The following is a 13,057-nucleotide window of genomic DNA, read 5'->3' as shown; positions in this document are numbered from 1 at the left end:
CCGCCCGCCCCGCAAGGCCCCGCAAGGCCCCGCAAGGCCCGCAAGGCCCGCAAGGCCCGCAAGGCCCGCCGGAGCACCGGTCACCCGGTGTCCGCCCGGCCGGGGCACCCGGTCCACGCCGGGTGCCGTGCGTCGTCCGCCCGTACCAGCACGTCGGCGGCCGAGGCCGGCTCCGTCTCGCGGGCGTAGCGGGCGAAGGCGGGCAGGGTCCAGCGCGCGCCCTCCTCCGTACGGCGGGCCAGCGCCCCCGGCGAGAGGCTGATGTGCACGCTGAGGTCGAAGGGGAACCAGTGGCCCAGCAGGAGGGGCCCGTGCACGATCAGGACGCCGCCGGCGGGCAGTTCGACGTAGGGGCTGCGGGTGGCACGGTCGGTCACCGGGTCCCAGAGGTCCGGCAGCACCCGCCCGCTGCCGCCGGGGTCGGTCGGGCCGAAGACCTCGCGCCACAGCGCGCCGGTGTCGTACCAGCCGCCGAGGTACGCGTCCACGTCCTCCCGCCCGAACTCGAAGCGGAGCGAGGCCGGCCGCAGGAACCCCCCGGCCGCGACCACGAGCACCGAACGGCCGCGCAGCCGCAGCGCGTCGGCGAGCCGGCCCGCGAGCAGCCCGGTGTCGGCGGCGGGCGCGCCGTCGACGCCGACGCGCTGCCACACCCCCGTCCCGGCGCCGTCGGGGGAGGCCGCGCGGACGTCGTCGAGGTGGCCGGCGAGCCGCTCCGCCATCCGCTGCCAGGTGATCGCTTCGAGCTTCACGGACCCATTGTCAGTGGTGGGCCTTAGCTTTTTTCACGAGGGATCACCGGTGAGAAGGAGCCGTTGGCCCGGCTCGTGGGGAGGGGTCTGTCATGGCTCGGGAGACGACGTACCTGGAGCTGTCCCAGGAGGACGGCGCGGCGCACAAGTTCTACGAGGTGACCGTCGACGGCACCGAGGTCTCGGTGCGTTACGGGCGCATCGGCGCGACCGGCCAGTTGCAGGGCTCCTCGTTCCCGACGCCGGACAAGGCCCGCGCCGCGGCCGCCAAGAAGATCGGCGAGAAGGTCCGCAAGGGGTACGCGCCGGCGGTGCGGGGGGCCCGGGCGGCGCGGGCGGTGACGCGCCGGCAGGTGACCTCGGCGCCGTCGACGGCGCGCGCCGTGGCGCCGGTGCTGTGGCGCTTCCGCACCGGTTCCGCGGCCTTCGGCATCCACGTGGACGAGGACCGCTGCTGGGTCGGCAACCAGGCGGGCGACGTCTACACGGTGAGCCACGGCGGTGAGGTGCTGGCCCGCTACTCGCTGCCGGACGGGGTGAAGTGCCTGGTCGCGGACGAGTTCTGGATATACGCGGGCTGCGACGACGGCACGGTGTACGACCTGTCCTCCAAGGTGCCGTTCGGGGCGTACGACATCGCGGCGGACGTGGACATCTTCTGGCTCGACATCCGTGAGGGCGTGCTGAACGTCGCGGACCGCAACGGCGGTCTGACGGTCATCGACCACGAGGACGAGTTCCAGTGGTCGCGCAGGTCCTCGGGGTCCAACGCCTGGATGGTCCGGGCCGACGACCGGGCCGTCTACCACGGGCACAGCCTGGGGGTGACGGCCTACGCCCCGGACGGCGGCGGGCAGCTGTGGCACACGAACACCAGCGGCTCGGTGCTGTTCGGCTGGCAGGAGCGGGACGCGGTGTACGCGGGGACGGGCCGCAACAGCGTGCAGCGGCTGTCGAAGGCGACGGGCGCGGTCGAGGCCTCGTACCGGTGCGACGCGGCCGTGTACTCCTGCGCGACCTCCCCGGACGGGCGGCACGTGTTCGCCGGTGACCTCGCCTCGTCGGTGTACTGCTTCGACGCCGAGGGGAACAGGCTCTGGAAGCTGGGCACGGGCAGCGGTTCGGCCCTGTCCATGCAGTACCTGGACGGGCGGCTCTACCTGGTCACCACGGACGGGTCCCTGGTGTGCGTGGACGCGAGCGAGGCGGCGATCGCGGCGGCCCAGCAGGGTTCCGTCCCGGCGCCGGTGGACGTCAAGTCGGCCGCGGCCCTGCCGGTGTTCACCCCGGCGGTTTCGGCCGCGGCGGTGGCCACGGTCTCGGTGGCCGCGGTCCCGACGGGCACGGTGGTCGTCGAGTGCGTGCAGCAGGGCGGCCGGATGCGCGTGCAGGTGGTGTCCGAGGGCTTCGAGCCCTCCTGGAACGTCCAGTTCCCGCGCGGGATCCGGGAGGCCGGAGCCCGGTACGTGGTGGACGGACTGCACCCGGCGTCCGGGGGCTTCTACCGGGTGCGCGGCGAGATACGCCGCCTGGTCTGAGGACCACGGCGGGGGCGCGCCCGCGGGGCCGTGCCGTGGCGGACGGGGGTCACCACGGCACGGCCCCGCGGGCGTGCGCGCCGGGGGCACCTCACGAGGTCCGGGCCGATGTCACGGAGGGCCGATTGCCTTTCCGGACAAGGTGATATGCGCACCGCACGGCGGTATCACAACGGCATGAGTCTCGTCGTTTTCGAGTCGCTGAAGCAGATCCACTGTGCCGAGTGCCGACGGGGCCCGCTGCGCCGTCTGGTGCGCGAGGCCGGTGTGCCCCGTTGCCTGGACTGTGCAGATCTGGGGCACCTGGTGTACCTGCCGCGGGGCGACGCCGCGCTCACCCGCCGCGCCCGGGAGGCCAGTTCGCTCTCCGCCGTCGTCGTGCGCCGGCACCGGCGGCGGCGCCGTTACGAACGCCAGGGCCTGCTGGTCGAGGACGCGGCCCTGGCCCGCGCCGAACGCGCCTGCCTCGCGGACGCCGAGGCCCGGGCTCGCCGCCGGGAGCGCGACCGGGCGCGCCGCGCGGCCGAGGACGTCCGGTTCACGGCGGCGTTCGCCGCCGAGATCACGCGGCTGTTCCCCGGATGCCCTCCCGAGCGCGCGGAGGCGATCGCCGCCCACGCCTCGGTGCGCGGCAGCGGCCGGGTCGGCCGCACCGCCGCGGGCCGGGCCCTGGACGAGCAGGCGGTGTCGGTGGCGGTACGGGCCGCCGTGCGGCACGCCGACACCGAGTACGACGCGTTGCTGATGTCGGGTGTCCCCCGGTTCGCCGCCCGCGCCCGTCTGGCGCCCCTGATCGACGCGGTGCTGGACGGCTGGCGCACGGCCGCCTGACGCCGGTTCACGGCGAGGTGACGGCCTGCTCCAGCAGTTGGTGCAGGACCCGCTTCTCCTGCTCGGTGAGCCCGGACAGCGGGGAGTCCACGACGAGGAGTTCGAGCAGGCGCGTCCGCAGCGCGGCGCCCTCGGCCGTGAGGACGAGGTGCTTGGCGCGCCGGTCGGTGGGGTGCGGATGGCGCTCGACCAGGCCCTGCTTCTCCAGCTTGTCGACGACGAAGGTGGTGTTGGAGGGCTCGCAGGTCATGCGTTCGGCGAGCTCCCGCATGGTCATCGGCCCGGTCATCTCGCGCAGCGCGGTCGCCTGGGCCGCGGTGAGGCCCAGGGTGGCGGCGCGCACCCGTACGTGTTCGGTGATCCGCTGGGCCAGTCCGTTCACCAGACCGCACAGCTGTCGCTCGGCGATGGGCTGTGGATCGGGTGACGTCGTCATGCCGCCACCCTATCAAACCCATCAAGCCTGAATATTTACAGCTTGAATCATTCGAGCTTGATGCTTATGGTGGGCGCCGTCGCCGCGGGACGGACCTGCGGCGGGCTGACGCGAGATCAAAGGAGATGGCCCGTGGCCGATGTGACGGTGGCTCAAGTGACCCAGGCGGCTCAGGTGACTCGGGACGCCCGGGACGGACGACGGAGCCGGCCTGCGGGAATCCGCTCGATCCAGCTCGGCGACACGAAGGTGACGTACGTTCCGGACGGCGATGTACGGCTCCGGCCGCTGCCGCTGCTCCAGGACACCACCGACGAGGTGTGGGCCGCGCACCCGGAGTACCTGGACGCCGACGGCCACCTCGTGGGGAGCATCGGCAGCCTGCTCGTGGAGCACGGCGACCGCGCGCTCCTGATCGACGCGGGCTTCGGCCCGCGGAGGTACGAGGCCCCGGACGGCCCCCTCGCCACGGTCCACGGGGGCGCCCTCCCGCAGCACCTGGCCGAACTCGGCCGCCGCCCGCAGGACGTCGAAGCGGTCGCCTTCACCCACCTGCACGTCGACCACCTCGGCTGGGCGTCCCTTCCCGCCCCCGGCGACGACGGGCTCCTGTTCGCCCACGCCGACCTCCTGGTCTCCGGGCCGGAGTGGGAGAGGCGCGACCTGCTGGAGGCCCAGGGCACGGGCGAGCAGGTCGCGGCCATGGCGCCGCAGGTCCGTACGATCACGGACGGGCAGGAGATCTTCCCCGGCGTCCACGTCCGGATCACCCCCGGCCACACCGTCGGGCACGCCGAGTACGTCATCACCGGGGGCGGGCGTCGCCTGATCGCCTTCGGCGACGCGGTGCACTCCCCGATCCAGATCGACCACCCGGAGTGGTCCTCGGCCTTCGACCACGACCCCGCCCTGACCGCCGGTCACCGCCGGCGTCTCGTCGCCGAGCTGGCGCGGCCCGACACGATCGGCTTCGGCGTCCACTTCGCCGACGTGGTGTTCGGACGTGTCCGCCAGGACGGGGACGGCCCGGCCTGGCAGCCCGTGGACGCCTGACCCCCGTCGGGGTCGACGGGACCGGCCGGCAGGGCCTAGTTCATGCGGAACCGGCGGTAGAGCACGACCCCGCCGAGCAGCAGCACGCCACTGCCGGGCAGCAGGTAGCCGAGGCCCTCGGAGCCCGTGTGGGCCAGGGCCGAGGTGTGGAGCGGGGGTACGGCCGGGGCGGGCGCGGACGGCGGCGCCGACGGGGTGACGGGGCGCACGGCGACGGGCGGCTGGGCCGGCTTGCCGACGGTCGGGGGCTGCTGCCCGTTGACGGAGGTGTTCCCCTGGGAGGCGTTGCCGACCCCGACCACGCTCACCGAGTTGCCGCTGATGTTGAGCGGCAGGTCGACGGGGAGCTGGAGGCCGTTGCCGGAGAGCAGCCCCGGGGAATCCTTTCCGCGTCCGTCGGCGACCGCTCCTCCCGCGTTGCCGGACGCGGATGCCGCCCCCTGCGCGGACGAGGCCGGACCGGCGGGCCGCGGCCGCGGATTCGCCTCGCCCGCGGACCCGTTGGCACAGCGGTTGCCGCTCGCGGAATTGAGCACCCCGACGACGCTCACCGTGTTCCCGCACACGTTCACGGGGACGTGCACGGGCAACTGCACCAGGTTCCCCGAGAGGAGGCCCGGCGAGCGTTCGGCGCGCCCGCCCGCGTCCGCGTCGGCGTGGGCGAGGGCGCCCACCCCCGCGACCGCCAGTCCACCGCCCGCGACCATCGCCGCGATCAAGCCATTCCGACGACTGTGACGCATCAGATTTCCTGCTTTCCGAAGGGGTTCGGGGCATCTCGCCCACACCGGAAACAACGCCGTGAACCCATTCGGGTTATAGAGCCGGTAGGCATTTCACTCCATCGTGTACTGGGTAGTGCCTATTTCATGACGGAACGACCGCTGCTGCTCCTGGACGTGGACGGCCCCCTCAACCCCTTCCGCGACCCCTTCGCCGCCCTGCGCGGGTACGCGAGCCACCGCATGCGCCCCGACGTCTGGCTCTCCTACCGCGACCCGGAGTCCCGCCGCGCCCGGCGCGGCCTGCGGGTCCGGCTGCACCCCACCCACGGGGCCCGGCTGCTGGCCCTGCCCTTCGACCTCGCCTGGGCCACGGCCTGGACGCACCAGGCCAACACCCTGATCGCCCCCCGCATAGGCCTTCCCGACGATCTTCCGGTCATCGAGTGGCCGGAACTCTTCGCCCGCGACCCCGACGGGCTCTTCTGGAAGACCCGGCCCCTCCTGGACTGGGCGGCCGGCCGCCCCTTCGCCTGGGTCGACGACATGATCACCGCGGAGGACCGGGCCTGGGTGGCCGCCCACCATCCGTCCCCGGCCCTGCTGCTGCGCGTCCACCCCCGCCACGGCCTCCGCGACCGCGACTTCACGGCCCTGTCGACGTGGGCCGCCGCCGTCACCGGGGCAGGGCCGTGAGGGGGTCCGTGGAGGCGGGGGCGGGGGTGGGCCACCAGTCGTCGCTGCCGGGACGGGATTCGTAGCCGTACCAGAGGCCCTCGCGGCTCAGGCGGAGCTGGCGGGTGCCCGAGGTGAGCCGGTTGCGGTCGGGGCGGAAGGAGCCCTGCCCGGCGGCGAGGAGGGCGGGCCGGGCCCGGTCGAAGGGGCCGGCCGGCGGATCCCAGGGCTCGTCGAGGACGGTCAGCGCGGACAGGCCGCCCTGGCGCCAGGCCGCGGCGGCGCGGGCCAGGTCGGTGCTGGTGCGGCCGGTGGCCCGGGCCAGGTCCCGGTACAGGGTGCGGGCGGCGCCGGTGAGGCCGGCCGTGGGATGCGCGGAGGCCAGCCGGACGGCGTCCTGCCACGGCGTGAGCCCGCCGGTCGGGTCGGCTCCGGTGCCGAGCAGGACGAGGGCGCGGGCGGCGGCGTCGGTGGCGAGCTGGTCCAGGGCCAGCGGGTCCGGGGCGGCCGGATCCGCCGGGTAGGCGGGCGGCAGGCCGACGGCGGCGGGCGCGGCGAGCGGGGCGGGCAGCGGGGGCAGGACCGTACGGACCACCGCCGCGCGGGCGGGGACGCCGGGGAAGTCCGGTGCGGCGTCGGGCTGTTCGCGGGCGGCGTGGGCCGCGTTGCGCCGGGCCAGCTCCTCCAGGAGCTCGCGCTCCCCGCGGCCGCGCAGGAGCAGCAGGACGAAGGGGTCCGCGTCCAGCAGCCGGGCCGCCCGGTAGCAGAGGGCCGCGGCGTGCTTGCAGGGCGGCCGCCCCACGTCCGGGCAGGAGCAGCGCACGACGAGCTCGCCCGCGCCGGGCAGGACCGTCCCCGCGAGGGACTGCGGGACCTCGCGCTCCAGCAGGGCTCCCAGGGCTGTCGGGTCCGCCGCCACCGCCTCCAGGACCTCGGCCCACTCGGTGTCGGTGAAGGCGCCCATCGACAGCTCGGTCCGGTACGGGCGGGCCCGGCTGCCCCGCACGTACGCCACGATCCGGCCCGGGGTGACCGTGACGGCGTCGACATGACCCTCGGCGGCGTACGCACGGCCCCGCGCGAGCCGGGCGGCGTCGTGCGCGCGCTCCTCCAGGGCGGCCACCCAGGCACGGCCCCACCAGGTGAGCGCCTCCACGCCCGCGGGCACCGTCTCGAAGGTGCGGCGGCGGTCGTCGCGCGCGGTGATCACGCCGGCCTCCGCAGGGAGACGAGATCGGCCAGCTCCCGGTCGGTCAGCTCGGTCAGCGCCGACTCGCCGGAGCCCAGCACGGCGTCGGCCAGGGCGCGCTTGGCCTCCAGCATCTCGGCGATGCGGTCCTCGACGGTGCCCTCGGCGATGATCCGGTGGACCTGGACGGGCTGGGTCTGGCCGATGCGGTAGGCGCGGTCGGTGGCCTGTTCCTCCACGGCGGGGTTCCACCAGCGGTCGTAGTGGACGACGTGTCCGGCGCGGGTGAGGTTCAGGCCGGTGCCCGCGGCCTTCAGGGAGAGCAGGAAGACGGGGACCTCGCCGGACTGGAAGAGGTCGACCAGTTCCTCGCGGCGGGCGACGGGGGTGCCGCCGTGCAGGAGCCGGCAGGGGATGCCGCGGTCGGTGAGGTGCTTCTCCAGGATCCGGGCCATCGTCACGTACTGGGTGAAGACCAGGACCGAGCCGTCCTCGGCCAGGATCGTGTCGAGGAGCTCGTCGAGCAGGGCGAGCTTCCCCGAGCGGTGCGGGATCCGGGCCGGATCCTCCTTCAGGTACTGGGCGGGGTGGTTGCAGATCTGCTTGAGCGAGGCCAGCAGCTTCATGATCATGCCGCGGCGTTCCATGCCCTCGCTCGACTCGATCACCGCCATCGCCTCCTCCACCGCCGCCTGGTAGAGCGAGGCCTGCTCCCGGGTCAGGGACACCGGGTGGTCCGTCTCGGTCTTGGGCGGCAGTTCGGGGGCGATCCCCGGATCGGACTTCTTGCGGCGCAGCAGGAACGGCCGCACCAGCGCCGCCAGCCGGGCGACCGCCGCCTCGTTGCCCCCGTCCTCCTCCTGCTGGTGCTCCACCGGGCGGGCGTGGCGGGCCCGGAAGGCGGTCAGCGGGCCCAGCAGGCCCGGGGTGGTCCAGTCGAGCAGGGCCCACAGCTCCGAGAGGTTGTTCTCGACGGGGGTGCCCGTCAGGGCCACGCGGGCCGGGGCGGGGATGGTCCGCAGCGCCTTCGCGGTCGCCGAGTGCGGGTTCTTGACGTGCTGGGCCTCGTCGGCGACGACCATGCCCCAGCTCTGCCGGGCCAGCTGGGCGGCCGCGGCGCGCATGGTGCCGTAGGTGGTGAGCACGAAGCCGCCGCCCGGCCCGTCCAGGCTGCGGCCCGTGCCGTGGAAGCGGCGCACCGGCGTCCCCGGCGCGAACTTCTCGATCTCCCTCTGCCAGTTGCCCAGCAGGGACGCCGGGCAGACCACCAGGGTCGGCTCGGGCCGGGCGCGGTGCAGGTGCAGGGCGATCAGCGTGACCGTCTTGCCCAGACCCATGTCATCGGCGAGGCAGCCGCCCAGCCCGAGCGAGGTCATCAGGTCCAGCCAGGCCAGACCCCGCAGCTGGTAGTCCCGCAACGTCGCCCTCAGCCCCGCGGGCGCCGCGACCGGCGCCAACTCCCCCGTCAGCCGCTCGCGCAGCGCGGCGAGCGCCCCGACCGGGACGGCCGGCACGCTCTCCCCGTCGACCTCGGCGGACCCGCTCAGCACGACGGCCAGCGCGTCCACCGGGTCCAGCAGCCCCAGCTCCCGCTTGCGCGCCTTGCGCACCAGCTCCGGATCGACGCGCACCCACCGGTCGCGCAGCCGGATCACGGGCCGGTGCGCCTGCGCGAGGGCGTCCATCTCACCCGGGGTGAGCCGGTCCCCGCCCAGGGCCAGCTCCCAGGAGAAGGCGAACAGCCCCGCCGCGTCGAAGAACGCGGTGCCGTCGGTGGCGGAACCGGGCGCGGTGGACCGTACGACGGCGGTCGCCGAGAGCGTACGGGCCAGCTCGCGCGGCCAGTGGACCGTGACTCCGGCCGCCGCGAGGCGGGGCGCGGCGGCGCCCAGCAGGTCTTCGAGCTCCGGGTCGGACAGGGCCAGGGCGTCGGGCACGGGCTGGTCGAGCAGGCGCAGCAGCGGCGGCCAGACCCGGGCGGCCCGGCGCAGCGCCAGCACGGCGTCGATCCGGGCGCGGGGGCCGAATCCGGCGGCGGCCGCCCCGGCCCACAGCAGCCCGGCATCGGTCACCAGGGTCGGGTCGGCGAGGCTGTGGACCTGGACGACGGCGGCTCCGGCACGGCGCACGTCCTCCGGCTCGGCCTCGTCGAACAGGCGGAAGGAGGACAGGTCGAGCCGCAGCGAGATGCCCACCCCCGCATCGGCGCCGGCCGCGACCTGCGTGGCCCACTCCCGTATCCCCGGCACCCGCTGCGGCTCCCGCGCGGCGAACGGCCGCCCGGCGGCGAACGGCGCGGCCGGGGTACGGGGCAGGGTGTCGGCCACGGCGTCGAGGAACGCCCGGACCAGGGCCTGCGGTTCGGGCAGCGTCAGCGGGCGGCGGCCGGCGAGCGGGGTGGCGTACGCCTCGTGGGGGAGGGCGGCCGCGAGGGCGCGCAGGTACGCGACGTCCTCGGCGTCGAGGGGCCCGGCCCGCCAGGCGTCGATCCCGTCGGGGGTGAGCCCCGGCAGCAGGCGGCCTCGCGCGGTGAGGGACAGCGCGAGCCGGGCGGCGGTGCCCCAGGCACGGGTGGCGGGATGCGCGGTGGGGCTGTGGGGCGCCCCGACGAGCACGGGCAGGGCCTCGGCCACGGACAGGGTCACGGCGGGCACGGTACGGGTACGCACCCCAGCGCCGTGCGGCCGGACCACCTGGAGCGGGCCGGGGGTACCGGTCTCGGGCAGCGGATCCCCTTCGGGGCACCAGAAGGCCATCCGGCCCTCACGGGGGACGGCGGCGGGAAGGAACACGGCGGCGCGGCGGAGCAGGGGCGACGGGGGCACGGGCGGCGGCCCCTGCCGGTACTGCTGCGGCATGGTCTGCGGTGTGCTCACGGCGCCCCCTCCCCGGTCTCCGGCCCCGCCCGGTCATGGCGGATCCACTGCCGCCGAGTCTAGGCGGACCCTCTGACAACCGCCGCTGACCTGCGCGGACACCCCCGGTGACGGCGGCCGGAGCGGCCGGGTGGGGGCGGGCGGCCGGGCGCGGGCGGCCGGGTGGGGCGAATCGAGCAGCCGGGGCGGACGGGGCCGGCCCGCGACCGGTCGGCGGGTCCGGCGGCCCCGCTCGCACGCGAACCCGTACACGGGCCGCCCCGCCGGGGCGCTGGTCCGCCAGGGCAGGCCGGAGTCGTCCGGCCGCAGGATGCCCGGGGATCCGCCGGGGCCGCTCCAGCGCAGGTCGAAGCACCACTCGCAGTCACATCCGGTGGCGGCGGCCTCCACCCTCGAAACCGCGGGCTCGGCCGCCGAGACCCGTAGGGGGAAGGCCGGTGGGACCATGGACATGAGGCGATGTCCATGCGTACCGGAAACGAGCCGGTGACCGCCCGCAGCCCGCTGCGCCTGCGGCTCTGGCTGAGTCTGTGGGGGCTGCTGTGGGGAGCCGCCGGGACGGCGGTGTTCTCGATGGCCGGCCTGCCCGGGTGGGCGGCGGCGTGCGCGGTCCTCGTGCTGGTCGCGGCGGTGGACATGGCCGTCGTCGTGCGGCACATCCACCAGGGGCCGCACTACCAGCCGGGCCCGGACGTGCCCCCGTACGAGCCTCCCCGCCGCCGCCCCTGAGTCACTTCTCGAAACGGGCCGCGGCCAGGTACTCGGGCTGCGGGTCGAGGGCGGCGGCGAGCCGGAAGTGGCGCCGCGCCTGCTCGTGCCGCCCGGACCGCTCGTGGGTCCGGGCGAGCGCGAAGTGGGCGAAGGCGTTGTCCGGCTCGCGCTCCAGCACCAGCGCGAACTCCCGCTCCGCCGACCGCAGCTGCGCCGACGCGAAGAAGGCCCGGGCGCGCAGCAGCCGGGCCGCGGTGTTCTCGGGGTGGGCGGCTATCACGGAGTCGAGGAGCCGGAGCGCGCCGCGCGGGTCGCGGGCGGCGAGCAGCCGCTCGGCGGCCCGGTAGTCGATGACGTGGGTCTCGGGGCTGGTCTCCTGCGGGCCCGAGCCCGCGCCCGGGGCGGGCGGCTGCTGGGGCGGCGGGGGCGGGGTATCGGACACGATGTCTTTCCTTCCCTCCGGGGGCGCGTTCAACGCCCCCCGTCGCCGCGCCTGTTCCACACCGCCGGCCGACCGCGCGGGCTCAGTCGCCGGCCGGGACCTCCGGAGCCGCGGGCTCCGCCGCCCGCGCCACGAGTTCCTTCCACACTGCGCGCACCTGCGGTTCCAGCGCCTCCAGCGGCCCGTCGTTGTCGATGACCAGCGTGGCCACCGCCAGCCGCTGTTCCCGCGTGGCCTGCGCCGCCATCCTGGCCCGCGCCTCCTCCTCGGTCATGCCGCGCAGCGCGGTGAGCCGCGCCAGCTGGGTCCCGGGGGCGGCGTCCACGACCACGACGAGGTCGTACAGGGGCGCGAGGCCGTTCTCCGCGAGCAGCGGTACGTCGTGCACCACGATCGCGTCGGGGCCCGCGGCCCGTTCCAGCTCGGCGGACCGGGCCCCGACCAGCGGGTGGACGATCGCGTTCAGGGTCCGCAGCCGCTCCTGGTCCGCGAAGACGACGGCTCCCAGTCTCGGCCGGTCGAGGGCCCCGTCGGCGGTCAGCACGCCGTCCCCGAAGGCCCGCACCACGGCCGCGAGCCCGGGGGTGCCGGGCTCCACGACCTCCCGTGCGATCCGGTCGGCGTCCACGACGACCGCCCCGTACCCCGCCAGCAGCCGCGAGACCTCGCTCTTGCCGGCACCGATTCCGCCTGTCAGGCCCACTTTCAGCATGCTCCGCACCCTAGGCCCCGCCGGCCCGCGAAGACCAGGCCCCCCAGGGCCACCCGCCCCGCCCACGCCGTACCCGGCTGCCTACGCCTCGCCCTCGCGCTCGGCGAGGAAGCGCTCGAACTCGCGGCCGATCTCGTCCGCCGACGGGATCTCGGCGGGCTCGGCGATCATGTTCCCCCGGGTTTCGGCCCCGGCCGCGGCGTCGTACTGGTGCTCCAGACCCTGGACCAGGCTGACGAGCTCCTCGTCGCCCTCGCGGATCTGCCGGTCGATCTCGGTCTGCGTGCGGTGCGCCTCGGTGCGCAGGGCGTGCGCGACGGCCGGCAGGACCAGCCCGGTCGCGGCGGTGATCGCCTCCAGCGCGGTGAGCGCGGCGTCCGGGTACGCGGAGCGGGCGACGTAGTGCGGTACGTGGGCGGCGACGCCCAGCACGTCGTGCCCGGACTGGCCGAGGCGGTACTCCACCAGCGACTCGGCGCTGCCGGGTACCTGCGCCTCGTCGAAGGGGCTGCGGTGGCCGGGCATCAGGTCGGTGCGGTTGCCGTGCGGGGTGATGCCGACGGGACGGGTGTGCGGGACGCCCATGGGGATGCCGTGGAAGTTGACCGAGAGCCGGACTCCGAGCCGCTCGACGATCTGGCGGACGGCGACGGCGAAGCGCTCCCACTCCACGTCCGGCTCGGGGCCGGAGAGCAGCAGGAAGGGCGCGCCGGTGGCGTCCTGGACGAGGCGGACTTCCAGCCGGGGTTCCTCGAAATCGGTCCAGTGGTCGCGCTTGAAGGTCAGCAGCGGGCGCCGGGCCCGGTAGTCCACCAGGCGGTCCGCGTCGAAGCGGGCCACCACCTGGTGCGGCAGGGTCTCCAGGAGCCGCTCGACGATCTGCTCGCCGGCCTCGCCCGCGTCGATGTACCCCTCGAAGTGGTAGAGCATGACCAGCCCGGCCGAGTCCTGGGCGAGCGCCAGGTCGGCCACCGCCAGGCCCTTGGCGTCCCATTCGTACAGACCCTGTGGATCAAGCACCCTCACCACTCCTCCCTCGCGCCGTGTTCTCCGGTGCCAACGTCCAAGGAGGCCCGGCCATTCCCCAGTTGGCGGCTTTCACAGGAAGAACGACGCGACA

At 75.2% G+C, this 13,057-nt stretch carries 13 protein-coding genes; 5 read left to right on the top strand and 8 right to left on the bottom strand.

The window, feature by feature from the left end; genetic code table 11:
• Positions 1-80 precede the first annotated feature (80 nt).
• Positions 81-752 (bottom strand): nucleoside/nucleotide kinase family protein, encoded by a 672-nt coding sequence (locus ACZ5D2_RS19650; protein WP_371679060.1) that lies wholly within the window; start codon positions 750-752, stop codon positions 81-83.
• Positions 753-844: 92 nt separating this feature from the next.
• Between ACZ5D2_RS19650 and ACZ5D2_RS19645 the strand changes: the two genes are divergently transcribed.
• Together ACZ5D2_RS19645 and ACZ5D2_RS19640 are read left to right on the top strand one after the other, a co-directional pair.
• Positions 845-2,290 (top strand): WGR domain-containing protein, encoded by a 1,446-nt coding sequence (locus ACZ5D2_RS19645; protein WP_371679059.1) that lies wholly within the window; start codon positions 845-847, stop codon positions 2,288-2,290.
• Positions 2,291-2,467: 177 nt separating this feature from the next.
• The gene (locus ACZ5D2_RS19640; RefSeq protein WP_371679058.1) at positions 2,468-3,121 is read left to right on the top strand and encodes a DUF2293 domain-containing protein; all 654 of its coding nucleotides are present in this window, start codon (positions 2,468-2,470) and stop codon (positions 3,119-3,121) included.
• 7 nt (positions 3,122-3,128) lie between these two features.
• Here the strand turns inward: ACZ5D2_RS19640 and ACZ5D2_RS19635 are convergent, their stop codons facing one another.
• Positions 3,129-3,557: a MarR family winged helix-turn-helix transcriptional regulator gene (locus ACZ5D2_RS19635; protein ID WP_371679057.1), complete on the bottom strand. Its 429-nt coding sequence runs from the start codon at positions 3,555-3,557 to the stop codon at positions 3,129-3,131.
• A 141-nt stretch (positions 3,558-3,698) separates the two neighbouring features.
• Here ACZ5D2_RS19635 and ACZ5D2_RS19630 point away from each other — a divergent pair, with 141 nt between their 5' ends.
• Positions 3,699-4,610: an MBL fold metallo-hydrolase gene (locus ACZ5D2_RS19630; protein WP_371681310.1), complete on the top strand. Its 912-nt coding sequence runs from the start codon at positions 3,699-3,701 to the stop codon at positions 4,608-4,610.
• Positions 4,611-4,645: 35 nt separating this feature from the next.
• Here the strand turns inward: ACZ5D2_RS19630 and ACZ5D2_RS19625 are convergent, their stop codons facing one another.
• Positions 4,646-5,353, bottom strand: a complete 708-nt coding sequence (locus tag ACZ5D2_RS19625; protein WP_371679056.1) for a chaplin — start codon at positions 5,351-5,353, stop codon at positions 4,646-4,648.
• 126 nt (positions 5,354-5,479) lie between these two features.
• Here ACZ5D2_RS19625 and ACZ5D2_RS19620 point away from each other — a divergent pair, with 126 nt between their 5' ends.
• Positions 5,480-6,028 (top strand): hypothetical protein, encoded by a 549-nt coding sequence (locus ACZ5D2_RS19620; protein ID WP_371679055.1) that lies wholly within the window; start codon positions 5,480-5,482, stop codon positions 6,026-6,028.
• On the opposite strand, the gene ACZ5D2_RS19615 is transcribed toward ACZ5D2_RS19620, so the two are convergent.
• Together ACZ5D2_RS19615 and ACZ5D2_RS19610 are read right to left on the bottom strand one after the other, a co-directional pair.
• A complete protein-coding gene (locus ACZ5D2_RS19615; protein WP_371679054.1) occupies positions 6,009-7,217 on the bottom strand; it encodes an SWIM zinc finger family protein in 1,209 nt (402 codons plus the stop codon). The two genes, ACZ5D2_RS19620 and ACZ5D2_RS19615, sit on opposite strands and share 20 nt — an antisense overlap.
• On the bottom strand, positions 7,214-10,054 hold the full coding sequence (locus ACZ5D2_RS19610) for a DEAD/DEAH box helicase (RefSeq protein ID WP_468930849.1): 2,841 nt from the start codon (positions 10,052-10,054) through the stop codon (positions 7,214-7,216). The genes ACZ5D2_RS19615 and ACZ5D2_RS19610 overlap by 4 nt, the downstream gene beginning before the upstream one ends.
• Before the next feature lie 483 nt (positions 10,055-10,537).
• On the opposite strand from ACZ5D2_RS19610, the gene ACZ5D2_RS19605 reads away from it, so the two are divergent.
• Entirely contained in the window at positions 10,538-10,801 is a 264-nt protein-coding gene (locus ACZ5D2_RS19605) for a DUF6343 family protein (RefSeq protein ID WP_371679052.1), read from the top strand.
• Between the two features lies 1 nt (position 10,802).
• Here the strand turns inward: ACZ5D2_RS19605 and ACZ5D2_RS19600 are convergent, their stop codons facing one another.
• The 3 genes from ACZ5D2_RS19600 to ACZ5D2_RS19590 all read right to left on the bottom strand — a co-directional run bounded on the left by ACZ5D2_RS19600 (position 10,803) and on the right by ACZ5D2_RS19590 (position 12,957).
• Positions 10,803-11,135: a tetratricopeptide repeat protein gene (locus tag ACZ5D2_RS19600; RefSeq protein WP_371681308.1), complete on the bottom strand. Its 333-nt coding sequence runs from the start codon at positions 11,133-11,135 to the stop codon at positions 10,803-10,805.
• Positions 11,136-11,307: 172 nt separating this feature from the next.
• A complete protein-coding gene (coaE, locus tag ACZ5D2_RS19595) occupies positions 11,308-11,937 on the bottom strand; it encodes a dephospho-CoA kinase (protein WP_468930764.1) in 630 nt (209 codons plus the stop codon).
• A gap of 81 nt (positions 11,938-12,018) precedes the next feature.
• A complete protein-coding gene (locus ACZ5D2_RS19590; RefSeq protein ID WP_371679050.1) occupies positions 12,019-12,957 on the bottom strand; it encodes a PAC2 family protein in 939 nt (312 codons plus the stop codon).
• Positions 12,958-13,057: the final 100 nt, after the last annotated feature.

It is taken from the genome of Streptomyces sp. NPDC031479 (assembly GCF_055581065.1).
Note: the sequence above shows the minus strand (reverse complement) of the source record. Positions and strands in the feature narration are given on the sequence as shown.

Bases quoted from the DNA above. Each gene is read 5' to 3' on its own strand.
- ACZ5D2_RS19645 (WP_371679059.1), top strand. From the start codon at position 845: ATGGCTCGGGAGACGACGTACCTGGAGCTGTCCCAGGAGGACGGCGCG.
- ACZ5D2_RS19640 (WP_371679058.1), top strand. From the start codon at position 2,468: ATGAGTCTCGTCGTTTTCGAGTCGCTGAAGCAGATCCACTGTGCCGAG.
- ACZ5D2_RS19635 (WP_371679057.1), bottom strand. From the start codon at position 3,557: ATGACGACGTCACCCGATCCACAGCCCATCGCCGAGCGACAGCTGTGC.
- ACZ5D2_RS19625 (WP_371679056.1), bottom strand. From the start codon at position 5,353: ATGCGTCACAGTCGTCGGAATGGCTTGATCGCGGCGATGGTCGCGGGC.
- ACZ5D2_RS19620 (WP_371679055.1), top strand. From the start codon at position 5,480: ATGACGGAACGACCGCTGCTGCTCCTGGACGTGGACGGCCCCCTCAAC.
- ACZ5D2_RS19610 (WP_468930849.1), bottom strand. From the start codon at position 10,054: ATGCCGCAGCAGTACCGGCAGGGGCCGCCGCCCGTGCCCCCGTCGCCC.
- ACZ5D2_RS19605 (WP_371679052.1), top strand. From the start codon at position 10,538: ATGCGTACCGGAAACGAGCCGGTGACCGCCCGCAGCCCGCTGCGCCTG.
- coaE (WP_468930764.1), bottom strand. From the start codon at position 11,937: ATGCTGAAAGTGGGCCTGACAGGCGGAATCGGTGCCGGCAAGAGCGAG.